Origin of the sequence: Chryseobacterium foetidum (assembly GCF_025457425.1) — a bacterium.
In the GTDB taxonomy this organism is placed as follows: domain Bacteria; phylum Bacteroidota; class Bacteroidia; order Flavobacteriales; family Weeksellaceae; genus Chryseobacterium; species Chryseobacterium foetidum.
Genome location: NZ_JAMXIA010000002.1, coordinates 32,363 through 56,031, shown reverse-complemented (window position 1 = coordinate 56,031; position 23,669 = coordinate 32,363). Strand labels below are relative to the sequence as shown.

The 23,669-nt window shown below is 36.1% G+C and carries 24 protein-coding genes; 18 read left to right on the top strand and 6 right to left on the bottom strand.

Going from position 1 to position 23,669, the window contains the following annotated elements; translation table 11 throughout:
* The first annotated feature begins 411 nt into the window (after window positions 1-411).
* From NG809_RS17630 to NG809_RS17565, 14 genes are all read left to right on the top strand, one after another.
* Window positions 412-1,464, top strand: coding sequence for a glycosyltransferase (locus tag NG809_RS17630; RefSeq protein WP_262152647.1), 1,053 nt, complete (start codon window positions 412-414; stop codon window positions 1,462-1,464).
* A 59-nt stretch (window positions 1,465-1,523) separates the two neighbouring features.
* Window positions 1,524-2,546, top strand: a complete 1,023-nt coding sequence (locus tag NG809_RS17625) for a glycosyltransferase (protein ID WP_262152646.1) — start codon at window positions 1,524-1,526, stop codon at window positions 2,544-2,546.
* Window positions 2,543-3,595, top strand: a complete 1,053-nt coding sequence (locus NG809_RS17620; RefSeq protein WP_262152645.1) for a glycosyltransferase — start codon at window positions 2,543-2,545, stop codon at window positions 3,593-3,595. Before NG809_RS17625 ends, NG809_RS17620 begins: the two co-directional genes overlap by 4 nt.
* A 19-nt stretch (window positions 3,596-3,614) precedes the next feature.
* Window positions 3,615-4,643: a glycosyltransferase gene (locus tag NG809_RS17615; protein WP_262152644.1), complete on the top strand. Its 1,029-nt coding sequence runs from the start codon at window positions 3,615-3,617 to the stop codon at window positions 4,641-4,643.
* Entirely contained in the window at window positions 4,636-5,469 is an 834-nt protein-coding gene (locus NG809_RS17610; RefSeq protein WP_262152643.1) for a glycosyltransferase family 2 protein, read from the top strand. The genes NG809_RS17615 and NG809_RS17610 overlap by 8 nt, the downstream gene beginning before the upstream one ends.
* A gap of 1,193 nt (window positions 5,470-6,662) precedes the next feature.
* Window positions 6,663-6,965 carry a hypothetical protein gene (locus NG809_RS17605; protein WP_262152642.1) on the top strand — a complete coding sequence of 101 codons (303 nt, stop codon included), beginning with the start codon at window positions 6,663-6,665 and terminating at the stop codon, window positions 6,963-6,965.
* 106 nt (window positions 6,966-7,071) lie between these two features.
* Window positions 7,072-7,698 (top strand): hypothetical protein, encoded by a 627-nt coding sequence (locus NG809_RS17600; protein ID WP_262152641.1) that lies wholly within the window; start codon window positions 7,072-7,074, stop codon window positions 7,696-7,698.
* A 14-nt stretch (window positions 7,699-7,712) separates the two neighbouring features.
* Window positions 7,713-8,441 carry a sensor histidine kinase gene (locus NG809_RS17595; protein ID WP_262152640.1) on the top strand — a complete coding sequence of 243 codons (729 nt, stop codon included), beginning with the start codon at window positions 7,713-7,715 and terminating at the stop codon, window positions 8,439-8,441.
* Complete coding sequence (locus tag NG809_RS17590; protein ID WP_262152638.1) at window positions 8,401-9,099, top strand: response regulator transcription factor; 699 nt, start codon at window positions 8,401-8,403, stop codon at window positions 9,097-9,099. The genes NG809_RS17595 and NG809_RS17590 overlap by 41 nt, the downstream gene beginning before the upstream one ends.
* A 255-nt stretch (window positions 9,100-9,354) precedes the next feature.
* Entirely contained in the window at window positions 9,355-11,211 is a 1,857-nt protein-coding gene (locus NG809_RS17585; RefSeq protein WP_262152637.1) for a T9SS type A sorting domain-containing protein, read from the top strand.
* A gap of 64 nt (window positions 11,212-11,275) precedes the next feature.
* Window positions 11,276-13,132, top strand: coding sequence for a T9SS type A sorting domain-containing protein (locus NG809_RS17580; protein ID WP_262152636.1), 1,857 nt, complete (start codon window positions 11,276-11,278; stop codon window positions 13,130-13,132).
* Between the two features lie 94 nt (window positions 13,133-13,226).
* On the top strand, window positions 13,227-13,379 hold the full coding sequence (locus NG809_RS17575) for a hypothetical protein (RefSeq protein WP_262152635.1): 153 nt from the start codon (window positions 13,227-13,229) through the stop codon (window positions 13,377-13,379).
* A 36-nt stretch (window positions 13,380-13,415) separates the two neighbouring features.
* The gene (locus NG809_RS17570; protein WP_262152634.1) at window positions 13,416-13,565 is read left to right on the top strand and encodes a hypothetical protein; all 150 of its coding nucleotides are present in this window, start codon (window positions 13,416-13,418) and stop codon (window positions 13,563-13,565) included.
* A gap of 30 nt (window positions 13,566-13,595) precedes the next feature.
* Window positions 13,596-13,829, top strand: a complete 234-nt coding sequence (locus NG809_RS17565; protein ID WP_262152633.1) for a tetratricopeptide repeat protein — start codon at window positions 13,596-13,598, stop codon at window positions 13,827-13,829.
* Between the two features lie 100 nt (window positions 13,830-13,929).
* Here the strand turns inward: NG809_RS17565 and NG809_RS17560 are convergent, their stop codons facing one another.
* Window positions 13,930-14,178, bottom strand: coding sequence for a hypothetical protein (locus NG809_RS17560; protein ID WP_262152632.1), 249 nt, complete (start codon window positions 14,176-14,178; stop codon window positions 13,930-13,932).
* A 735-nt stretch (window positions 14,179-14,913) separates the two neighbouring features.
* On the opposite strand from NG809_RS17560, the gene NG809_RS17555 reads away from it, so the two are divergent.
* Complete coding sequence (locus NG809_RS17555) at window positions 14,914-15,135, top strand: hypothetical protein (protein ID WP_262152631.1); 222 nt, start codon at window positions 14,914-14,916, stop codon at window positions 15,133-15,135.
* 233 nt (window positions 15,136-15,368) lie between these two features.
* Here the strand turns inward: NG809_RS17555 and NG809_RS17550 are convergent, their stop codons facing one another.
* From NG809_RS17550 to NG809_RS17530, 5 genes are all read right to left on the bottom strand, one after another.
* Entirely contained in the window at window positions 15,369-15,821 is a 453-nt protein-coding gene (locus tag NG809_RS17550; RefSeq protein WP_262152629.1) for a ferritin-like domain-containing protein, read from the bottom strand.
* 286 nt (window positions 15,822-16,107) lie between these two features.
* The gene (locus NG809_RS17545; protein ID WP_262152628.1) at window positions 16,108-16,473 is read right to left on the bottom strand and encodes a hypothetical protein; all 366 of its coding nucleotides are present in this window, start codon (window positions 16,471-16,473) and stop codon (window positions 16,108-16,110) included.
* Window positions 16,466-17,455 carry an exodeoxyribonuclease VII large subunit gene (locus tag NG809_RS17540; protein ID WP_262152627.1) on the bottom strand — a complete coding sequence of 330 codons (990 nt, stop codon included), beginning with the start codon at window positions 17,453-17,455 and terminating at the stop codon, window positions 16,466-16,468. Before NG809_RS17540 ends, NG809_RS17545 begins: the two co-directional genes overlap by 8 nt.
* Before the next feature lie 11 nt (window positions 17,456-17,466).
* Window positions 17,467-18,081: an alpha-ketoglutarate-dependent dioxygenase AlkB family protein gene (locus NG809_RS17535; RefSeq protein WP_262152626.1), complete on the bottom strand. Its 615-nt coding sequence runs from the start codon at window positions 18,079-18,081 to the stop codon at window positions 17,467-17,469.
* Between the two features lie 62 nt (window positions 18,082-18,143).
* Window positions 18,144-18,920: an XRE family transcriptional regulator gene (locus tag NG809_RS17530; protein WP_262152625.1), complete on the bottom strand. Its 777-nt coding sequence runs from the start codon at window positions 18,918-18,920 to the stop codon at window positions 18,144-18,146.
* Window positions 18,921-18,981: 61 nt separating this feature from the next.
* On the opposite strand from NG809_RS17530, the gene dinB reads away from it, so the two are divergent.
* The 3 genes from dinB to NG809_RS17515 are packed head-to-tail and all read left to right on the top strand — an operon-like array spanning window position 18,982 to window position 23,500.
* The gene (gene dinB, locus NG809_RS17525) at window positions 18,982-20,124 is read left to right on the top strand and encodes a DNA polymerase IV (RefSeq protein ID WP_262152624.1); all 1,143 of its coding nucleotides are present in this window, start codon (window positions 18,982-18,984) and stop codon (window positions 20,122-20,124) included.
* A 13-nt stretch (window positions 20,125-20,137) separates the two neighbouring features.
* The gene (locus NG809_RS17520) at window positions 20,138-23,191 is read left to right on the top strand and encodes a DNA polymerase III subunit alpha (RefSeq protein ID WP_262152623.1); all 3,054 of its coding nucleotides are present in this window, start codon (window positions 20,138-20,140) and stop codon (window positions 23,189-23,191) included.
* Between the two features lie 33 nt (window positions 23,192-23,224).
* Complete coding sequence (locus NG809_RS17515; protein WP_262152622.1) at window positions 23,225-23,500, top strand: hypothetical protein; 276 nt, start codon at window positions 23,225-23,227, stop codon at window positions 23,498-23,500.
* The last annotated feature ends 169 nt before the right edge of the window (window positions 23,501-23,669 follow it).

Here is a 23,669-nt window from a genome sequence, read left to right as displayed (position 1 = left end):
GTTAATTTTAGAGTTTTAAAATGACAGTATTGTCTGATAAAAAACTTAAACAGGTTAAAACTTTAAAATTTTATACCGTATGGAATAAAATTTTTAAAAGTAAAACGATTAAGGATTTTGGAGAAGATTTGTATCTGTAAGAATTGAAGACTTTTGATGATTAATGGTGATGAGCAAATGTACAAATAATTGTTTCTAAAAATATTTTTGTGGTATATCTTACGTTAAGTTAACATAAATTATATGATTAAGCTGTAAATATTGATTCATAGAGTGAAATAAAATTCAATGACTGAACTTACTGTAAGATTTTAGCATTCTATTTGTTTTAAGGTCATGACAACATAATTATACATAAAAGTCTTAAACTTTATTTCACAAATCTTATCTCCACAACCATTAAAAAATTATATGAATATTTTACTTGTATCAGGTCCCGGAATATCACTTAAAGAGCCCTACAATAGTGGAATCGAAGCATTTATAGTTTCCTTTGCCAAGGAGCTCACCAACGAAGGTCACAATGTTGACATTGTAGCTAAAGATTCGGATGCAGGTTTTAAATTCAAACTGATAAACCCTTTTAAAAATTATTGTCCAGATGATTCTACCGATGTTACACAGATAAATGAAGTAAATCAATTTAAAAACCTGAATCTTGAATCGTATGATGTGATCCATTTTAATATGTTTTATCCTCATTTACTGACTGCAGGATTAGATTTTAAGAAAACGATGTTTCTTACCCTGCACTCTCCCCCCGATTCGGAAAGGATATCCGTCTACAAAAAACTTCTAAAAACAGGCAGCTTTAAATTTATAGCAATATCAAACCGCATAAAGGCGCAGTGGGATCTGGCACTTTCAACAGATATTCCTGTCATTGGTAATGGCATTAATATCGATCTTTGGCCAATTACAGAAATGCATAGACCAAAATACTTACTTTGGTCAGCCAGGATTACGGAAGAAAAAAATGTGACAGCAGCAATCTCAGTTGCCAAGCAAATGCAATTGCCACTCATAATAGCAGGAAGAATTGTCAATCAAAAATACTTTGATGAACAGGTACTGCCAAATCTCAGCAGTCAAATTGAATATGTAGGTCACGTCACACAGTCTGAACTTAGCGACCTTTCTAAGAATGCGATAGCGTATCTTGCGACGGCAACCTGGCAGGAGCCATTTGGACTGGCTGCTTTGGAAATGCTCGCAAGTGGCGTTCCCGTGGTAGGTTTTACCACAGCTGTACCAAAAGACTGGCAAAATAATTGCGTGTTAACGACTTCGTCTCTGCAATGGCAGGATTTAGTTCCTTTAGTTAAAAAAAGCCTTTCACTAAGCCCCATTACATGCAGAAATTTTGCAGCTGGTATGACTATACAAAAAATGACCTCAGAATACCTGAGCTTATATGAAAAAATATTACTGAATAATAACGTTATTGAAAGTACAATGCGTTGACGTAACAACATCTCTTGGAAACTAGCCACAAAAAAATAACTTTTTCCCTCAACTTAATTATGAAAATTGCTGTAATAGCCAAAACCAGACTTCCAATAGCCGAACCTTTCAGAGGAGGCTTAGAAGCTTTTACCCATTCATTGTGTAAAGAATATATGCGTCTCGGTCATAATGTTACACTGTATGCTCACAAAGACAGCGATCCAAGGCTCAACATCAAAGGATTTTATGGCAAAAATCATCGGGAAAGTGAGCACTTTGAAATTTATGAAAATGATGAGTACCTGACCATTTTGAAGGATATTGAAAAAAATAATTTTGATGTTGTCCATAATAATTCTACACACGAACTTCCAATTATATGGGGCGTTAATGCATCCATTCCTGTTGTCACGACTCTTCACACACCACCAATAAGCAAATTAAAAGCTGCCGCAGTTATATGCTCATCATCAGAAAATCTCCATTTCGTTTTTCCATCGAAGTCATTTGAAAAGTCGTGGCAACCTTATATGAACAAACCTTCTACAGTCATCCATAACGGCGTGAACAATGAAAAATGGGCCCTTGTGCGTGAAAAGGCAGAGTATCTGTTTTGGTTTGGAAGAATAGTTCATGCCAAAGGCCTCGACATTGTAATGGATGCAGCCCAGGAATTAAAGATGCCATTGAGATTTGCCGGTTCAGTAGACGATAAGATCTATTTTGAAGAGCATATCAGAAACCGAATGACACAGAGCATCAAATATCTCGGACATTTAAACCAATCTGAAATCCAAAAGCATATGAAAGGCGCAGCTGCTGTAGTAAGTGCTGTCCGCTGGGAGGAACCTTTTGGTCTTACCACTATTGAAGCAATGTCTTCCGGAGTACCGGTTGCAGGTTTTGACCGTGGAGCCTTCCGAGAACTGGTAACTGCCGAAAGTGGTACTGTAGCCGAACAGAAAAATATAAAATCCCTGACAAAAGCTATTGAGGCTGCAATAGTACTCGACAGTAAAAAAGTCAGGCATCATGCAGAATCATTTTGTCTGCAAACAATGGCTGGGCGTTATATAAAATTTTTTGAAGAATTGATATGAAGATACTGATTGTTGCGGGACCGTTTATCTCTCTCCGTGAACCTTATAATGGCGGTACAGAAGCATTTGTTGTTGAACATGCAAACGAACTCGTTCGTCTCGGCCATACAGTTGATGTAATCGCTAAAGATGCCGATGAGAAAAATCTTTTCCAGATCATAGAATTCATTGAAAGCCCGCTATGCATGAAAGACGACTCCTACAGGGCATGTCCTGAATGGCTTGGTCAGCAGCATTATCAGACGCTTCAATTGGGCATGATGGATGTAAGTAAATACGATGTTATCCATTATAATTCGTTCATACCTGAGATTTACTCTGTCTGTGCACTCTTTAATATTCCAGGGGTATTAACATTGCATCTGCCACCTACAGAAAAGTTTGCATTGATGTATCAGTTTTTCATTAAACATGCACCAGTTGTTCCTGTAGCTATTTCGCAGAGAATGCGTAAGCATTGGCAGCCATTTTTTGAAAAGGATGTAGAGGTAATTTTAAATGGAATACCACTTGATAAATGGGAACAGAAAAACCCGAACCGGCACGGATATCTGTTATGGAGCGGACGTATTGCAAAAGAAAAAAATGTGAAAGCCGCCATAGAGCTGGCAGATCATCTTAACAAAAAACTCAAAATTATAGGTCCGGTTTTTAATGATGAGTATTTCCGTGATCAGGTCAAGCCATATCTAAATGAAAATATTGAATACATTTCTCATGTCAACCAAAAGCGAATCAGTGAAATTGCTGCGGGTGCTTCTGTCTACCTAGCCACCGCTCACTGGGAAGAACCTTTTGGTTTGAGCACGGTTGAAATGCTTGCCAGCGGTCTGCCAGTCGTAGGGTTCAGTACCGCTATACCTCCTGAACTGCGTAACAGTAATGTTTCGATAGCAGTTGATTCCGGTAGGTGGCAGGACTTGATCAGTCCTTTGGATCTGGTTCAAAAATCAGATTCAAAAGCCTGCAGGGAATTTGCAACACATTTTGATGTGAAGAAAACGACAGAAAACTATGTGAATCTTTATAACAGATTATTAGTAAAATAGATTATTATCAAATAATATAATGGGGAAGCCAACAATTTTTTATTTTGTTCATGCCCATGGAAATGGGCATCGTGCAACTTTTAATATATTATACCCGGAATTATCGCTCTATTTCAAAGTCGTGGCAGTAACTACAAACAAGGAAATAAGTGAATACCTTAATTCACATTTTGAGATGGATATATTGGAACTGCCTGCAAAATACCCGGAGCATTATGACATTCCGGAACATACATTTTCAAAAGCTTTTGAAGTAACTCCTTATGCATTGGAACCTGCTATCCGTGCGAAAGCGTTTGCAGATGCTGTTTTAAATTATAAGCCCGTTGCACTGTACTGCGATGGTGTTCCTGAACTTGCAATAATGGCCAGAAGTATGGGTCTTTCAGTCGTTTTAGTTCATCTGCCCGGAAATGTCATGAATGATCCTACGCAGGTTTTTGCTCATGAACTGGCCGATCATATCATAGCACATTTCCCCTCATTTCTGGAACAGGAAAACTATAAATACGGATCAAAAACATACTATGGCGGATATTTATCAAAATTTTCCGGAATAAGTGTAAAGCAGATTGACAGCTTTGATGATGATGTGGTTACAATCCTGTTGGGTTACGAAAACTATGATCAAAAAATCCTTCAAAACATTACCGAAGATTTGAATACAAAATTTATCATTATCGGGAATAAAAGGGAATATAAACTGGGTAAAAACTGCCGTCAGCTGGGGTTCGTAAAAAATATCAATGAAGCTGTTGCAGGAAACAGAGTAATTTCAGCAGCCGGTCAGAATACAGTTGCAGAGCTCATATCTCTTGGTAAACGGATAATTCTGCTTCCTGAATCGAGACCCTATGATGAACAGAATGTGCATGCAAATGTTTTAGCCCAAAATGGACTGGCAATACTGGCACAAGATGATTTTTCAGCAGAACAATGGCGAGATTTGCTGATGTTAGCAAAGACATTTAAACCCGCACATAATAACTTTATAAATCAATCCTCTCCAAGGGAGATCGCTCAACAAATGAAAAACTGGTATGCCTGAATTTAGTATTGTAACAATTGTCAAAGGAAGAAGAAAACAGTTAACTAATCTTCTTAAATCCATAAAGAATTCGTCAATTTTACCTGTTGACATTCAGATTGTATGTATTGATGAGCCTATCGATATCATAATCCCCAATGGATTATACGTAAATATACAGCGCATTTTAAACACTCATCCTCTGCCTCTTGCAGCAGCCAGAAATTTGGGTTTTAAGTCTTCGGAGACAGAAGACATCATTTTCATTGATGTGGACTGTATGGTATCACCGACACTTTTTGAAAATATATTAAATGCTTTGCATCATGACAAAATTATTTCTGCATACCCACTGTATCTGCCCTTTGTGCCGGAACATGAAAACTATCCTGATTTGCTGAACTGTTCAGTGTCTCATCCTGCACGTGAGCATATACCTTCAGATACCGTGGTGGATCATTTGCAATTTTGGTCTTTGATATTTGCTGTCAAAAAGATGACCTTCGAAAAAACCGGAGGTTTTGATGAATCTTTTATAGGGTATGGGGCTGAGGATACAGATTTTGCTATGGGATTTCACAAAAAAGGAATTAAACATATTTTCATAAAAGATTTTGTTTTGCATCAATACCATGATAAATATGATCCGCCCCTCAACCACTTTGATTCAATTATTGAGAATGCTCAACGCTACAGGAAAAAATGGGGTGCGCTACCCATGCAACGTTGGTTAAAGGCATTTGAAAAAATCAATCTAATAACAATAGACCATAACCAGGAAATTCTTGTTTTAAAAAAACCTACTGAAGATCAGATAAATAATTCTGTCTCATCCAATCCTTATTAAAATTAACCTTGATTTTCCCAGAGTACTTTTCGTCAGACTAAGCCTCGAAATGATTTACGGACGTATTAGGTTACATTTGTTAAAATGTCAGGGGACTTAATAAAAATTCTTTCTTATCCAAAACTAAATCCCAATAGTCTCAAATTCGGCAATCTTCAATATTTTCCGAAAGTGTCCAGCAACATTATGGCGGCACATGATTTGTAAAAAAGAGATATTTAAAAAATTGGTGGAATATAAAATTGAACTATATACTCCGAATACTGCTTCCCATCCTGCATTTCACAATCTGATCTTCAAATCTTTAAAATAAACATTATTGAACGACATCATGAAGCCATAGGGCCTGCGTGGAAAAATTCTGGAAGTTATTTTCAAAGATAAAAACATTAGATAACAAACTTATCAAATGCAAAAACGGAAATGGCAGGATTATTTAACCGATCAGGAAATGACAAAATACCGGGATTTTCACAGGCTCCTACATTCATAAGAATATTGCAGGAATATCATCAACCGTAAAGTTGCAGAATCAAAATTCGTAGATTTTTACTGATGCAGACCATAAAAAATTATAATTTTTAATAAGAAGGATAAATTTATACACGCATTAGAGGAAGTTTATTACTAATATGTTTTGAGCCGTTAATTCATTTATTCGGCTCAAATAATCAACAATGATGAGCCGAATTAAAATATTTATTTGGCAGTATGATTCTTTCTGACTGATTTTATTTGCTGCTAAAGCCTTAATTTATTTATCTGGTATACCATCCAACATTCTTTTTCTTCCTTGGAAAGCAAACAATCTATTCCATCATTTTGAAGGCAGTATCTCTTGATGCCTTTGCAGTAATGAATGAATGTCTTTCATACTGATAAACGATTCTAGTCAAAGACATCCTGTATTTTCTTAACATAGTAAAATAGACTTTATTTCCAAATGGTCTAAATAATCGTGCTTCTTCCCTGTCCGAATCATTTTTGGACTTCACACTTCCCAGCTAGAAATTTAATCAACGTAATCGGATACCTCAAAGTCGATGTAGAATCTGAAAACATGACTTCTTATTAAAACTATCATGATTTATACTGTAACAATATTAACTACTGGCATCTCTTACTGAATTAGACAGTTTGCTCATACTATTTTGGAATTATTTATAATATATTAGCATATCAAAAATTACATTATGAAAGTACAATTCACATCCGATTACCTTGCAGATTTAGGAATTCATATTCCAGCATCGCACTTTGAATTTATTCCAAAAGTCGGAGATTATATTATGATTCAGGATTATATGCAGGAAGATGAGAAACAACTATTTGAAGACCATATGAATTCAAACGATAAAATTGTACTCGGAGCTGTTAATGCTGTAATATGGAATAAAGTCAACGAAGAAAACATCGTGACGCTTTCTCTTTTTTTTGAAAATGCTGAAGAAGAAGAAGAAGAAGAAGAAGAAGAAGAAGAAGAAGAAGAAGACTGATCAGCTTGTAATTTGTCGCCCATTCATTTAATAATGAATAACTGATTTTCCAAACTGATTTTCCATCTAAACTTCTTCAATTTTAATTCGGTTTGTTTAACAAAAAATGTTTAAATTACTACTTTATATAATTTTGTTTTTAGGGATAGTGCCGGCATTGTTGGCATTGATAAATAAACTCAGGTTGGGCCCTATTGCTCCTTTTATTTATCTCACTGCAATTGCTGCTGTTTATGAGGGTGTCTTCTCGCTGTTTTTAGAAAAGGACTCTGCCATCTGGTTTTCTACCTATGATATTATGGCGTTCTTGACAATACTTTACTATTTCTACCGTTTGAATTTTCCAAAAAAGCAACTTCTTTCCCTTATATTTTTAGTGTCATTTTTGGTTACGGCGGGGAGCATTTATATTTTAAACTACAATAACATTTTTTTTAAACAGCAGGGAATTTTATTTTTGCTTAACATTCTTGTTTTCATTTTTACCATTTTGTGGTTTTGGAACACGTTTTTGAAAATGGAAGTAAGAAGTCTTTGGAAAGAACCCGACTTTTATTATATTTCAGGCTTATTCATTTATCACGCAGCAACATTTATGTTGTTTCTTTTAAGCGACATTATAATAAAATTTGATGCTGATAAGTTTATTGATTATTGGATTCTGAACATAGTAGCGAACTTTTTACTTAAATCATTTTTAATAGTAGGCGTTTGGAGAATTTCACACAAATAAAATTATTTTTCTGGATGGGTAGTGCAGTTATGGCTTTCCTTTCTATCGGTGTTGTTGCATTGGCATTGCTGTACCAAAACAGAATGTTTAAAATTAAAAAGCATCAATCTTCACTTTTATTAAAGGCAGTTTTACATAAAGAGCAGGAAGAAAGGAAAAGAATTTCCGAAGATCTGCACGATACGGTTTCAGGAAATCTGTCCTCTATTCATATATACTTCAGTCTGCTGAAAAAGAAAATTACAGATCCTGAAGTGATTTCCATACTTACGGAAGCTGCCGAAGAACTGAAAAATACCCAGCAGGAAATCCGCAGAATAAGTTTTAATCTAATGCCTCCTGCTTTGATCACTTCCGGCTTTATCCCCTCCCTGGAAGATCTTCTCCGTAGAAACAGCATGAGAAATCATTTTAAATATTATCTACATAGCGAAAGCGAAGTTTTTTTTGCTCAGAAAACAGCTTACCAGCTTTTACAGATTTTTCAGGAGCTGATCACGAACAGTTCACAACACGGATTTTCGAAAAATATTAGAGTTACTATTACTTCCGGGAAAAACGGAAATTACATCGAATACCATGATGATGGAAAAAACTATGATTTTTATAAGGAATTGAAACAAACTTCAGGAAACGGACTGAAAAACATATTGTCCAGAATTGAAAGTATCAATGGTACTTTAGAACAGAAAACTTCTTCTGATGGCAATATTTTCACCATACAGATTTACCATGAAGATTAATATTGCCATCGCAGATGACCACCGTATTTTCAGAAAAAGCTTCATCCGCTTTTTGCATGATACTGCTGATATCAAGGTAGTGATCGAAGCTTCAAATGGTGCAGATCTTTTGGAGCAGCTTACTGCTTCGGACAAAAAACCAGATCTTATTTTACTGGATATTCAGATGCCTGTGATGAACGGAATTCAATGTCTTACCCACCTGAAAGACAAATTTGCTGATATACCCGTTATTATTCTCTCGCAGCTTTTTGCAGAACAATACCTCAAAAAAGCCATGCTTTTGGGAGTATGCGGTTACTTTACAAAAGATGCAGATCCTGATGAAGTCATTGCTGCAATTCAGGAACACAGACAAGGAGTCTTTCTCTATGAAAAGAGCTTAGAGGATGAAGTTTTAAAACTGAACGATGCTAAAGAACTTTCTTATGAAAATAATAAGGAGAAAGCAGATTTTTCTAAAAGAGAACTGGAAATCATCTATTGGACTTATCAGGAACTGACAAGCAAAGCCATCGCAGATAAACTCAACATTAGCATACGCACAGTGGATTCTCATAAAGATAAACTATTGAAAAAAACAGGCTGCAGGAGTTTTCTCGGCGTGGTGGTTTTGGCTATGGAACTTCATCTTCTCATCAAAGAAAATTTCGAGTAGTATTTTTAAAGTTCAAAATAATTTCTACGTCCAAAATTTTTCTTTTTTTGATTCTAAATTTCATTTTCAACAGATGAGCTTGTTCTACCTTTCTGCTGATTTTTTCACCGGGATTTAAAAGTAAAAAACAGGTAAAATTACCTATTGCTCCTTGATCAGACAACTCCGATATTGTAAGACATAGAAAAGACCATCTGTATTCAACTTTGGTTTTTGCTATAATTGAATCTTACAAAATATCCTATGAAAAGTAAAATGTACATACTGATAGCTCTAATGGCTGTTATATTTTTTAATGCACAAGCCTTCACCTTCCAATGGGCAAAAACCGGTGGAGCCACCAATGGGTCAAGCAGTGTCGGATTTAATAATACATCCGATGAACATATTTTAGATATAGCAGTAGATAATCAGAACAATACTTACTTTCTAAGCTCCTTATTTAATACCACACCATTATTAGACGGGCAACCTGTTACAAACTATGGTGGTCGTAACTTAATAATATTTTCTACCGATTGTCAGGGAAATGTAAGATGGACGAGAACGATAGGAGGAAGTGGTAATACTGGTGGTTTAGCACAAAAAATTGTTTTAGATAATAATGGAAATCTGTATTTAAGCGTTTTCATGCCCAATAATGCCACGCCTGGCAGTGGTTTTCTTCCGCCAAGATTTGGTGACAATAATATTCAACCCACAATCACTAATAATCCCCTTGAACCACAGGCAGCATTAAGACAAGGATTTCTTTTGAAATATAGTACAGCTGACGGTCAATTGACGTGGCGCAAAGACTTTCAGGGTGATGTTACATTCTTTAATAATTACATTGATTTAAGTGAACCCGTAATTGATTCGCAGGGATATTTGCATCTCCTTTTAGGATTTTCAAATGGAACTCATTTAGGCGGATTAATTACTGTTCCCGCATCATATAATACGAATAATAATTATCAATATTATATAGTAAAGTATGATAGTTCCGGAAACATTGTTGGCAACCCTTCTTTAGTTCCATTGCAAGGTTCAACAACCTTTACAGGTGGATATTTAAATTTCATGTATGATGAAGCTAATGGCAGATATTATCTTGGTGGATCTAGAAATTATGAAGGAACAGGTAGTAATGGTGCTGCTCTTTCATACAACAATGTTCCAATTGCAGGTTCTGCTTTCCTTCTTGCTTTTAGCAGTACAACTTTCAATGAACTTTGGAGAAGAGAATTCACTACTAATTCAAGCATTGGATCTAATTTTATTTTAGGATTAAAAAAAGATCCTTTAACCAGCGACATTTATATTTCTGGGAAAATTGGAAAAACAACCAACACTGTCTCATTTGGAAGTGATTTTACTTTTTCAACTCCTCTAACAGGACAAATCGGTTATGTTATGAAACTTAGCACGTCCAATACCGGAAGTAATATTATCTGGTCGAATTATCCCACTGCTTTATCAGATGGTTCTACACAGGTAGCAATCGAAAATGCCAGAATGCCAATTACGATTAAAGGTAATGAAGTTCTTTTCGCAAAAGGAAGCATCCGTGAAACATGGGGGAATTTCCCTATGGTAAGACCTGTCAATGAGCGTACTGACCCTTTGGTTGTAAAATTTAATAAAGATACAGGTGCTGTGACAGGAACTCATGAAGTACTGGGAAGTTCGGGAGCAGAAGACCATTTCACTGCTATTGTGACTGATAACGATGGAAATATTATGCTCGGAGGGTTCATTAATGGACAATTGTTTGTTGATCCCAATGACGGGGTTCCGACAATCAGCAATGCTTCAGGATCTCAGAAAACTAATTTTTTCTTTGCAAAGCTGGCAAATACTGCATGCAGTGCACTAAGTACAGCTGAGACCCAAATTGAAGACAGCCAAATCTCATTTTACCCAAATCCAACACAGGATTTTGTAATAGTAAGCACTAAAAACACTTTACAAGGCTATTCTGTATATTCTTTAGCAGGACAGTTGGTGAAAAAAGGTAAGTTTGAAATTGGTGAAAATAAAATTCCTATGCAGAGTTTAGCAGCAGGAAATTACATTATTAACATCACAACCGATCGAGGAAATCTTAGCGGTAAAGTCATCAAGAAATAACGTCTAAAAGAATTAATTCTAAGATGATCAAACAGCATTATTAACTAATTCTATACTAAAGCCTATGAAGAAAATAATCACACTTTTTATATTGATAATTACAAATATTACAGTATTAAGAGCTCAAACCTACCAATGGCAATGGGCAAAAACAGGAGGAGCTTTTAATGGAATAAATTCTGTTGGGTTTGATCAAAAGTTTGATGAGCAGATATTAGATATTGCAGTAGATAATCAGAATAATACTTACTATCTAAGCTCTTTATTTAATACCACACCATTATTAGACGGGCAACCTGTTACAAACTATGGTGGTCGTAACTTAATAATATTTTCTACCGATTGTCAGGGAAATGTGAGATGGACGAGAACGATAGGAGGAAGTGGTAATACTGGAGGTCAAGCGCATAAAATTGTTTTAGATAATAATGGGGGGTTGTATGTAAGTGCCTTCATGCCAAATAATGCAACACCGGGAAGCGGAAATTTACCGCCAAGGTTTGGTGACAGTGACATACAGCCAATGATATCCAATAATTTTAGTGAACCTCAGGCAGCGCTGAAAACCGGATTTCTTTTAAAATACAATACAGATGACGGTCAGTTAGCTTGGAGAAAGGCGTTTCAAGATGATGTTTCTCTGTTCAATAGTTACATAGATGTGGGAACTCCACTCATTGATTCGCAGGGCATAATCCATATTATAGTGGGATTTTCTAATGGTTCGCATCTTGGAGGATTAATTACAGTACCTAGTACTTATAACACCAATAACAACTTCCAATATTTTCTGATAAAGTATAATGCTTTAGGAAATATTGTAGGAACTCCTTCGTTACTACCTATCCAAGGTTTTACCAACTTCAGTTCTGGCTATCTGAATTTTATTTATGACGAAGTAAACAGCCGATATTATCTTGGTGGAACATCCCCCATAAATACAGGATCAACCGCAGCTTTTTCTTATAATAACATTGGTATTAACGAAAGTGCATTTGTATTGGCATTTAACAGTACCACCTTTGCAGAGTTATGGAGAAAAGAAATTGATAACGGATTTGCTCAGCCATCTGATAATATATTTGGTTTAAAAAAAGATCCTGTAACAAGTGATATTTATGTTTCTGGTCTATATTCTGAAGGTGCTCCAACACCAGCAACATTTGGAAGCTACACTTTTTCAACTCCGCTTTCCGGACGTATTAGTTTTGTGGCAAAACTTAACATCTCGGGTACAGTGCTATGGTGCACTAATCCAGTAGCTTTATCTGATGGCTCTACACAAGTTGCTGTCGAAAATGCCAGAATGCCAATTACGATTAAAGGAAATGAGGTTCTTTTCGCAAAAGGAAGCATCCGCGAAACATGGGGAAATTTTCCTATGGTAAGACCTGTTAATGAGCGTACTGACCCTTTGGTTGTAAAATTTAATAAAGACACAGGTGCTATAACAGGAACTCACGAAGTACTGGGAAGTTCGGGAGCAGAAGACCACTTTACAGCAATAGCAACTGATAATGATGGAAATATTATGCTCGGAGGGTTCATTAATGGACAATTGTTTGTTGATCCCAATGACGGGGTTCCAACAATCAGCAATGCTTCAGGATCTCAGAAAAGTAATTTTTTCTTTGCAAAGCTTGCAAATACTGCATGCAGCGCACTAAGTACAGCTGAGACCAAAATTGAAGATAGCCAAATCTCATTTTACCCAAATCCAACACAGGATTTTGTATTGGTAAGTACTAAAAACGCTTTACAAAATTATGCAATCTACTCTACTGCAGGACAACTGGTGAAACAGGGTAAATTTGAGAATAATGATAACAAAATCCAAATGCAAGGTCTTTCAACAGGACACTATATTATAAAAATTACAACTGTCAAGGGAAACCTTACCGGTAAAGTGATGAAGAGATAAAACACTTTCTATTTTTTATAATTAATTTAACCAATGGTCGTTTAAGGATGACCGTTGGTTTTTTTGAATTATTTTCCTATCTTAAATGTTGAGAGTGAAGGCTGACCTGTTATTGACAGAAAGAATTTCCAGCGGAAGCTCTAACAGTAGCAATATTTCAGCCCTGTCTGTATATCCAAGAGATTATTTAGCAGTAGTCGTACTGACCAATTTCTACCTTTGCACATCGTATGGCTTCAAAGACTAATTACCGAATCATTAATACCTTATATTAAAGTTGAAAATGAATTCGGAATACTACCCTCTGCAAAAATTAAAGTTATTCTCAGACAAAGATGGTTACAAAAATGTCACGGAGACCGTAGAAAACTTAAAATCCAAAATCAAAGATTCTGTACTGACAGAAAGCGATATAAATAACTGGGGCTATTAAGAGGCTGCGCAGAAAAGACTGAAAGACACATTGGAATTATTCAAATCAAATATTTTGCTCTTTTCCTATGGGACTAATGCCTTTGATCGTTTAGGAGAAATCTATCTGGAGCTGGGGAATTTTGAACTGACCGTGAAAAACTATCAAAAGGCCCTGCAAATAAATCCGGACAATACTCATGCTAAAGAAATTATAAGCGAAATCAAAAAAAAAGTGAAGTTATTAAATGCTTACATCATTATTGATCGCAGGTCTTTTATTTAATTGACATATGCAGTTCTGAGATCTTACACATCAACCCGTATAGTCATTATAGTAATCACTTTACCGAATAAAAAAAGCACCTGTAAAGGTGCATTGTAATTTATGTAAGTTGTAATTTTACATTTAAGAACTGTTCAGATTCATTTTTATCAACATTGATAACCTTATAGATACCGGGTTCGAGCTCACTATTTTCAAAATATTTTTCTGTGCGTTTGTTCAGGAGGCTTTGATAGTATGACCCATACTCAAAAGATTCTCCAATTTTTAGCTCTTTTCCTGTTTCAAATAACTGATGAACTATAGGCTTCGTAGAATTACGAGCACAAAGTAGAAGATTTAACGTCATTTTTTCTGTAAATATAGTAAATCCATCAGATTATATCTCACTATGAGGATGTCCTGAGAGATTTTAATTAAAATCCGTCTTTAAGATTGGAGTGGCATTTAGTTTGATAACAATTAAGCGCATATACAATACTCATTCAGTAAGATCTTTCTCAATCATTTAGGAAGGTCTTATTTTTTGATTGTATCATTATATTTATTTACGGTTAATAGTGGAACGGCTATTATAAATCACAATTTTCTTTATATTTTGGTATTATTTCATGTTTCGCCGTCAACTATTCAATCAATACAATAAGTTATATCTTTCAGGCAATCAAATTTTTTGGATTCCTCATTCTTTCTGATTTATCTAACATAATCAAGATAGTGAACATATAATGTGATTGGTATATACAGCCTTTTACCAATACTGTTAAATGGATGAAGAGTTCAAAACCGAATCTAATTTCTCCTTAGGAATTAATGATACCGCGTGACAGGCGCTCTCGGTTTTATAAAAGATTCTCCTGAAGTTTCCACCCATATTACATAAGTAGTATTTCATGGGGAACAAATATCAGATCATGTTGCTATCAACCTATTTCCGTATTCTCTTCCTGCAGATGAACATAATTATTTAATATCGAAAATAAAATGGAAACATTTCCGTAGGGAGATTAAGAAAATTTTGCAATGATTATTAACAACTGTACAGTATTTGATATATACAGAGCTAACCAAATACATTAAAATTATGCAGTTCATTGATTTTACAAAGGAACATTTTACTAAAGATGACGCCACAGAAAATTATTCTCTAAAGATTTCAAAAGATGAAGTTGGATACGGTGATATAGAAGTTCTGGAAAAGCAGGATTATGACACCTACACAAAAGCTGAATACGAAATTTCCGATGATATTAATGAGATTACGATTACGATGAAAAATCCAGGTGATATCAGAGTAAGCTTCTAGTTTTAACATTCAGTAGCAGAAAATGCTAAAATTTCTATTATCATTTCTAAACATTTTAACAGGCATATGGATGATTGAGGGAATTTTTAAATCTATTAAAAAATTTAATAGATTTTTTTGTGCATTAAAGGGCTTCAGTGTAATATGATAGAGCTTTCCACATCGAATGTTATAAAAACTAAAAACTCCTGAAAGCGTTTGCGTTCAGGAGTCTTGTTTTAATTGCACGGAAATTAATCAGTACTTTTTTCAAGATTTTCGAATTTGCTGTATGAGGATCTTAATTGAGAAAGCTGCTCAGTTACGAGTGAAGAACTCTCAGGACAAAGGGATCCATCGTTTAATGCACTTTCATAAGCTTCTATAGCTGCTTTTTCACCAAAAGCCACATTTTCCAGTGTAGACTCTGCATTATCGCCTCCGAAAGAATTTTTAATATCAATCCATGTTCTGTGAAGAGCACCAGCAGTTGTGGAACTGTCATCCGGCTCCCCTCCTTTTTCTCTTATTAATGTAATGAGATCCGATTTCATTGTCTGAGACTGGCTGACCATTTGTTCATAGTCTGTTTTCAAATGTGAATAGCTGTCCCATACCTTGTCTTCAACTTTACTGAATCCCTTAATTCTGTCGTTCGTAATGTTCAAAAGATCATTTAAGGTAGATACTGTTTTACTGTTGTCCATAATAATAATTATTTTTGATTAGTGTACAAATATCTTTGCAATCCCTGTACCATACAGCATCAGCACAAATCCTAAAGTTTTCTTAAATTCAATTCAGAATGAATTTCATGTAATATGAAGAGTTATTAGATCCCCCATCAAAAGACAGCATAAACTATTAAAGAAAGCGGTTGTTATGAAACATAAGATCCGATCAGGATTATAGATAATGTAAATTCTTCTCTGCCACTGATTTTACAAATGTGTATCAATGATTTTCTCATGCTAAGAACAGGAATTATGAATTTCACGTCAATTTTGCCATTACAAATCCCATAATAAGAGCCAGAATAAATGCAGTAATGATTTTAGCATAATCCGTTACACTGTATTCTAACTTCTGATTCAATCTTCCATTTTCCTGTTTCATCATTTCGAGATTTACCTTTAGGGAACTGGTCTCTTCATTGATTGCGGACCTGAGATTCTTTTCATACATGGCAGCAATTTCTTTTTTGTAACTTTCCATGTCGGTCTGCCGCTGTTTCTGTTGTTCCTGAAAATTGTTCTGCAGATCTCCAAGCTGCTTGCCGGAACTAGCCTGAAGTTTTTGAAATTCGTCATTTCTGGCTTTCAACTGTTCAGCAAAATTCTTGTTATGATTCTCAACCAACCTGCTCTTTAAAGGTTTTTTGGGCTTCGGTGAATTCATCATTTTTTTTCTTTAGTTGCTTTTCAAGAGTTTCAACCTGCTCGAAAAACTGCCTGGAAACATCTTTTTTTACTTCATCAATCAGTAAAGTCCTTGAATTGGATCGCTCATGGGAAACCTTCTCCACAATAGAATGCAGTCCTGCACCATAATCATGTGGCAAGTGAAATCTTTTGTCAGCAAGTTTGTCTAAAAGTGTTTCATCAACTGTATGTCCGATCGCAGTCACCATGACGGATTTAAGGCTAATAAAAAGTTCTGCCAGAACCAGATCATTAAAGGTCTCCATACTCTGACGATCTCCACCGCCCCGTACGAGAGCTATAATATCGTAGTTCAAAGCTGAAACTTCGCTCAGTTTTGACATGATTGCAGTAGATGAAGTGATATTACAGATGTGGTCATCAATGTCAAAATTCATCGCCGAAACATCCAACCCTTCTAAAAAATCCTTTTGCACGATGGCATTATTACCATAAATATTGGCCACTTTGATTTTTTCTTTCTTTAGAATCTTATCCCTGATCAGGGTATCGATATTTTTTAATCCGATCTTAAGCTTGCTTTGAATAAGCTCATACTTTTCCAATTCCTCCTCTGATATTGATTTTTCCTCCTGCCGGCAGATCTCGTCAACGACAAAACGAAGCTCAATGGAAGAATTTTTTATACTCTTTTCAATAAAACCTCTCAGCGTGTAGACATCATTGTTGCTGATTTTATTTCTGAGCAATGCAGAAATTCGAACGCCGACAAAAGTATTATCACCTTCGGAAAACAGATGGTCATAGTAATGGTTACCGTACGATTTACCACCTCCAAAAGAGTATCTGCCTTTTAAATATATGAGATTGACAGTAGCACTGAACTTTAGGGCATTACTGAAAATTCCCATGATAGCTGTGGGTGAATAAACCGTATGGTTTAAGTGTTGATCCTCCATGTTGATTTAAATTACAATTCCCGGATTAACCTAAATGTCAGATTTATTCTTTCTTTCATTGGAACAGCAGATTTTGCAATTCGGTGTTGCCAGTTTTCCTGTAAATCGCCTTTCATGATAAGCAGAGATCCATTTGGAAGCGCAAGGCTGTATTTACTTTGGTGATGATCTTTTTTTCTGAAATCAAAATTTCTCGTTTGCCCAAGACTGACTGATGCAATTACCGGCCGCTTTCCGTAACTGCTTTCTTTATCCCTATGCCAGGCAACTGAATCATTATTATTCCTGTACAAATTAAGCAGAACGCCATTAAAGCGATATCCGAATTCTTTTTCAATTCTTTCCTTTAACAACAAAAGCTCCGGAGTCCAGCTGTTGTTCACTGATACATTACTGTCTGCGGTTTCATAAGATTTTCTGTCATCTCCGTACCATGCAGTCAGCCTTGGTGTTATAACCTCCCTATCATACATCTTCTGTGTTCGCTGTTCCCATTTAACAGTTTGAAGCAGATGATCTTTCAAAAGATCTGCTTCATGCATGTCGATAAAATTCTCTCTGTATTCCAACAGATCTTGGGGAAATTCGTAAAATTCATCAGCAGCAAACAAACTAAGCTGACCCATACTTCTTCTCTTTTAAAATATTTATCGTAATGTTAAATTACCTTTTATTTATCTAAAAAAAATTAATTTCTGGCACCCACTTTTTCTTTTATCTGTTTTATATCAGTCTTAATCTCCGAGATAAAATTTTGAATATGATGCTCTGCAAACTCATCAGGTCCATATTCTTTTGTATTTATACTGCAGGCAAATTCCCAAATCTCTTTGATTTCAGTTAAAGGAATTTTATATGGTTCATAAAACTGGTTGTCAGCTCGGACCCAGATCCCATCGGCTTCGTGAAACTGAAACCTTTTATAACTGATACCATCGTTGGTTGTAATGAAAACATAAGTTCTGTCGGTTTTTAAGTCCGAAAGATTTTCCACATATTTTCCCACAATATAAGTTCCGTTCTTATAAGGAGGCATTGAATCCCCATCGGCCGGAAATGCCCTGAACTTCCCTCCTTTCAAAAATGGTAAAGAAATAGTATCAAGACCTTCTATGTATTCAGGATCACTGTAACCGTTCAGATAACCCATAGAAGCTTTTTGCTGAACGATCTCAATCTGATCGTTTCCTTCATTATCGACTCTTACAGGTAGAACAATTCTGTTGTCAGGTAGTTCAATAATCTTATCGATCGAAAATTTCCTGACATCAACATTGACCAGAAGGTCAATGCTGATATCATAGTATTTTGAAATTCTAACCAATATTTCAATAGGAGGTTCTGACCTTCCATATTCATATGCCACATACCTTGATCGGGTAAGCATTAAAATATCCGCCAATTCATGTTGAGTAATATTTTTCGTACCTCTCAGGAACACGATGTTATCAGAGAATTTTGACATTGTTACAATTTTAGACAACAAAAATACAAAATTTGTTTTAAAACGTGACTAAATTTGTGCCATGGAAAGAGCAGTTGTGCATATGGATTTGGATACGTTTTTTGTTTCCTGTGAAAGGCTTAAAAACTCCGGACTGGAGAGAAAGCCGATTATCATTGGAGGTGGAGACCGTGGCGTAGTGGCATCCTGCTCTTACGAAACACGGTTTTTCGGGGTAAGAAGTGCAATGCCTATCAAGATGGCTTTAAGATTATGCCCTGAAGCAAGAGTGATCAAAGGTGACATGGAAATGTATTCCAAAATGTCCCATCTGGTCACGGATGTTATTCAGGAAAAGGTTCCGGTATTGGAAAAAGCGAGCATTGACGAATTTTATCTCGACCTGTCAGGAATGGACAAATTTTTCGGTTGCTACCAGTGGACGAATGAAATTGTGGATGCCGTTACAAAAAATACAGGCTTACCGATTAGCTTTGCCCTGTCCACAAATAAAACCGTTGCAAAGATTGGTACCGGAGAATCCAAACCGACCGGTAGATTTGAAATTAAGGAACAAAATATCAAACCGTTCTTAAATCCTCTGTCCATCAAAAAAATTCCAATGGTTGGAAATGTAACTTTTCAGCTCCTGTCAAGGCTCGGAGTCCGAACCATTGAAACTTTATCTGAAACTCCGGTTGAAGTTTTACACCAACTCATTGGTAAAAACGGAAGTGAGCTTTGGAAAAAAGCCAACGGAATTGATGATACTCCTATTGTTCCGTATTCGGAAAGAAAATCAATTTCCACAGAAAATACTTTCTCCCAGGATACAATCGATGTACAGAACCTCAGAAGTATTTTATCAGGAATGGTAGAGCAACTTGCCTTTCAGCTTCGGCAGGAAAAATGGCTCACCTCCACCATCTCTGTTAAAATCCGATATTCCAATTTTGATACAGAGACCAAACAGTGTAGAATTCCTTACACTTCAGCCGACCATACTCTGCTCAAATATGTGTTGGAGCTTTTTAAAAAAGTCTATACCCGAAGAATGCGAATTCGACTCATCGGCGTGAAATTCACAGGATTGGTTCATGGATGTCATCAGATGGATCTATTTGAAGATACTGAGGAATTGATTTCTTTGTATCAGACGATGGATAAAATTAAAAACAGGTTTGGAACCTCAAGTGTAGGCAGAGCGTCCGGACTGTTAAGATAACAAACACAAAATTATGTTTCTCAATTGCCATTCCTATCACAGCCTTCGGTACGGAACCATTTCTATTCAGGATCTGGTTCAGCAGGGTGTCGATCACAAGGTAAAAACGTTAGCACTTACCGATATCAATACCATTACGGGAATTTATGATTTTTTTAAACTTTGTAATGACAATAACATCAAACCCATTATCGGGGTTGAGATAAGAGTCGAAAATGAATTCTATTATATCTGTCTGGCTAAAAATCAAAAAAGTGTAGGAGAGATTAACCGCTTGTTGACGGATTATAATTGTGACGGAAACGAAATTCCAAAACACAATCCAATCCTTAAAGATAGCATTGTTATTTATCCTTTGCATAACATTCCAGAAGTTTTGCAGGTACATGAGTATATCGGAATACGACCTGAAGAATTGAATCATCTCGTAAAACCCGATCTCAAAAAGTTGCTTGATAAGATGGTGATTTTACAGCCTGTTACCTTCACAACCAAACTAGACTATAATCTCCACAAGATCTTAAGAGCAATCGATAACAACACCTTGATCAGTAAATTAGGTGATGACGATTGTTGCAGAGACACTGAAACATTTGTCAATAAAAAAGAACTGCTGGATTACTATCGCCATTACCCTCAGATCATTCAAAACACAGCGGATATTATTGGACAATGCAGTTTCGATTATGATTTTTCAACTCCGAAAAACAAGCAACATTTCACAGACAGCCGGGAGAATGATTTTAAGCTGTTGACCCAACTCGCCTACGAAGGTTTGGAAAAGAGATATGGAAATGATCATAGTGAAGCGAAGGCCAGAGTTGAAAAAGAACTGGGAGTCATTGACCAGCTAAAATTCAGCGGTTATTTCCTGATCACTTGGGATGTTATTCAATACAGCAACAGGATGGGATTTATGCATGTGGGAAGAGGAAGCGGAGCCAACTCCATTGTCAGTTACTGTTTGGGAATCACCGATATCTGTCCTTTGGAACTGGATCTGTATTTTGAAAGATTCCTCAACCTCAATAGGAAAACACCTCCTGATTTTGATATCGACTGGAGTTGGCAGACCAGAGATATCATCCTTGAATATATTTTTACCAAATACGGTAAAGAGCATGTCGCATTCTGTGGAACAAACGTCGAGTTTAAATATCGCTCTATTTTCAGGGAAGTGGGAAAAGCATTCGGTTTACCGAAGGAAGAATTGGATGCATTAGCGACTAAACCAATGTCAGAACACGATAGCAATTCGGTGTTTAAACTTGTTCACAAGTACGGCAAACTTTTGGAAAAGTTTCCAAATCAGAGAAGTATGCATTCCTGTGGAATTTTAATTTCGGAAGAGCCTATCACTAATTTTACAGCATTGGAAATGCCTCCCAAAGGTTTTCCGATTGTCCAGTTTGATATGCACACGGCTGAAGATATCGGATTCGAAAAGTTTGACATTCTTTCTCAACGAGGACTCGGAACCATCAAAGATACCGTAGAACTCATCAGAGAAAAAAGAGGTATTACTGTTGACATTAAAGACACGACGATTTCAAAAAATGAAGAGAAATGCAATCAATATTTGAGTATAGGAAAGACCATCGGCTGTTTTTATATTGAAAGTCCTGCCATGCGGGGTCTGCTTAGAAGATTAAAATGTGAAGACTATAAAGTTTTGGTTGCGGCTTCTTCCATTATCCGTCCGGGAGTTGCGCAGAGCGGAATGATGAAGGAATATATTTTCAGACATAATAATCCTACCAAGTTCGAATACTTTCATGATGTATTTAAAGAAGAGCTGGGTGAAACCTATGGGATCATGGTATATCAGGAAGATGTTATCAAGATAGCCCTACATTTTGGAGGTTTATCAGCAGCAGACGGCGATGTTTTAAGAAGAGCCATGAGTGGTAAAGGAAGATCGTTATCTGCATTGCAGAAAGTAAAAGACCATTTTTTTGAATCCTGCAAAGAACTGGGACACCCAGAACAATTGTCGAAAGAAGTCTATCGGCAGATCGAATCTTTTGCAGGATATTCATTTTGTAAAGCACACTCGGCATCCTATGCGGTAGAAAGTTATCAGAGTTTATATTTGAAAGTCTACTACCCTATTGAATTTATGGTTTGTGCCATTAACAACGGAGGTGGATTTTACAGGACTGAAGTATACGTCCATGAAGCAAAAATGTCTGGAGCCACAATCAACAATCCATGTGTCAACCTCAGCGAATATCAGACTACGGTTTATGGATCTGATGTCTATTTGGGGATAATGCACATTGAAAAGATAGAGGGTAAAATTGCAATGATGATTCCCGAAGAAAGAAGAAATAACGGGGAATATACTTCTTTGGAAAATTTTGTTAAAAGAATACCGATTGGAATTGAAACACTGCAGATCCTTATTTTTATCGGGGCACTCAGGTTTACAGGAAAACAGAAACATGAGCTTTTAATTCAGGCAAGATTCCTGTTTGGAAATGACCAGTCAACATTCAGACATCCCACTTTACTTGATGAACCTCAAAAAGAATATCAGCTTCCAACCATTATCAGAAATCCTTTTGAAGATGCTTTTGATGAAATTGAAATCTTAGGATTTTCTGTATCATACAGTCCTTTTGATCTGTTGCAGACCAAGTATCGGGGCAGTGTAATGGCTAAAGACTTAGTTAAAAATCATAAAAAACAGATCAAAATGCTCGCTTACCTGATTTCCAGAAAGCATGTCCCCACGAAAAGAGGAGCCATGTTTTTCGGAACCTGGATCGACGCAGAGGGAGAGTATTTTGATACGGCACACTTCCCAAACTGTCTTGAAGAATATCCCTTTCAGGGTGGAGGCTGCTATTTATTATTGGGAACTGTCGAAGTAGATTTTCACTTTCCAACCATCACCATCCACAAGATGGCCAAGATGCCCTTTATTCCTGATCCCAGATACTCAATGGATAAAGAAAAGTCATTGGAAGCAGCAAGAACACTTCACGAAGATGTTAGCATGACACAAAGAAAACCTTATCCGCAGGAACATGAAATCGGCTTACCCAGGCAGAAAATGATTTAGATAGAAAACTTACTCAAAATAACAATTTTTCACATGAAACTTAAAGCCACTATTGTTGATGAAACAAGTCCCGATCATAATTCTGTCATCGTATGTTTCGAGGGCGACAAAAACAAAAAGCATTTTGAGATTAAATGTTCATTTAATCCTTATGTTCATAAGATGAGAAAGTGGGACAGCTGGGAACTGACGATTACTTGGGACAGTGAAGTTTTTAAAGAAGAGAAGACTGGCGAAAAGTCATACTTCACCTACCTTCTTTGTGACAGGGCTGTGGAGATAAATTCTCCTTATGGTAAGAAAGATTAATAATGTGAAATTCTAAAATTTTAATGGTCTGCATTTGTATATTGTAATGTTGCTGATTTTTTTCAGATTACCATTTAGATAGGCAGAAGCAAAACTGAAATCAATTTCAAAAGAACAATTTGAAAGCATATTAATGAAGCCTGCAATATTTTTGTCGAGGTTGCGCAAT

Excerpts from the sequence above, each read along its gene's own strand:
- dinB (WP_262152624.1), top strand. The coding sequence starts at position 18,982 with ATGGAAAGAGCAGTTGTGCATATGGATTTGGATACGTTTTTTGTTTCC.
- NG809_RS17620 (WP_262152645.1), top strand. The coding sequence starts at position 2,543 with ATGAAGATACTGATTGTTGCGGGACCGTTTATCTCTCTCCGTGAACCT.
- NG809_RS17610 (WP_262152643.1), top strand. The coding sequence starts at position 4,636 with ATGCCTGAATTTAGTATTGTAACAATTGTCAAAGGAAGAAGAAAACAG.
- NG809_RS17520 (WP_262152623.1), top strand. The coding sequence starts at position 20,138 with ATGTTTCTCAATTGCCATTCCTATCACAGCCTTCGGTACGGAACCATT.
- NG809_RS17580 (WP_262152636.1), top strand. The coding sequence starts at position 11,276 with ATGAAGAAAATAATCACACTTTTTATATTGATAATTACAAATATTACA.
- NG809_RS17570 (WP_262152634.1), top strand. The coding sequence starts at position 13,416 with ATGAATTCGGAATACTACCCTCTGCAAAAATTAAAGTTATTCTCAGAC.
- NG809_RS17630 (WP_262152647.1), top strand. The coding sequence starts at position 412 with ATGAATATTTTACTTGTATCAGGTCCCGGAATATCACTTAAAGAGCCC.
- NG809_RS17555 (WP_262152631.1), top strand. The coding sequence starts at position 14,914 with ATGCAGTTCATTGATTTTACAAAGGAACATTTTACTAAAGATGACGCC.
- NG809_RS17535 (WP_262152626.1), bottom strand. The coding sequence starts at position 18,081 with ATGGGTCAGCTTAGTTTGTTTGCTGCTGATGAATTTTACGAATTTCCC.
- NG809_RS17585 (WP_262152637.1), top strand. The coding sequence starts at position 9,355 with ATGTACATACTGATAGCTCTAATGGCTGTTATATTTTTTAATGCACAA.
- NG809_RS17615 (WP_262152644.1), top strand. The coding sequence starts at position 3,615 with ATGGGGAAGCCAACAATTTTTTATTTTGTTCATGCCCATGGAAATGGG.
- NG809_RS17600 (WP_262152641.1), top strand. The coding sequence starts at position 7,072 with ATGTTTAAATTACTACTTTATATAATTTTGTTTTTAGGGATAGTGCCG.
- NG809_RS17590 (WP_262152638.1), top strand. The coding sequence starts at position 8,401 with ATGGCAATATTTTCACCATACAGATTTACCATGAAGATTAATATTGCC.
- NG809_RS17560 (WP_262152632.1), bottom strand. The coding sequence starts at position 14,178 with ATGACGTTAAATCTTCTACTTTGTGCTCGTAATTCTACGAAGCCTATA.
- NG809_RS17515 (WP_262152622.1), top strand. The coding sequence starts at position 23,225 with ATGAAACTTAAAGCCACTATTGTTGATGAAACAAGTCCCGATCATAAT.
- NG809_RS17605 (WP_262152642.1), top strand. The coding sequence starts at position 6,663 with ATGAAAGTACAATTCACATCCGATTACCTTGCAGATTTAGGAATTCAT.
- NG809_RS17625 (WP_262152646.1), top strand. The coding sequence starts at position 1,524 with ATGAAAATTGCTGTAATAGCCAAAACCAGACTTCCAATAGCCGAACCT.
- NG809_RS17540 (WP_262152627.1), bottom strand. The coding sequence starts at position 17,455 with ATGGAGGATCAACACTTAAACCATACGGTTTATTCACCCACAGCTATC.
- NG809_RS17530 (WP_262152625.1), bottom strand. The coding sequence starts at position 18,920 with ATGTCAAAATTCTCTGATAACATCGTGTTCCTGAGAGGTACGAAAAAT.
- NG809_RS17595 (WP_262152640.1), top strand. The coding sequence starts at position 7,713 with ATGGGTAGTGCAGTTATGGCTTTCCTTTCTATCGGTGTTGTTGCATTG.
- NG809_RS17550 (WP_262152629.1), bottom strand. The coding sequence starts at position 15,821 with ATGGACAACAGTAAAACAGTATCTACCTTAAATGATCTTTTGAACATT.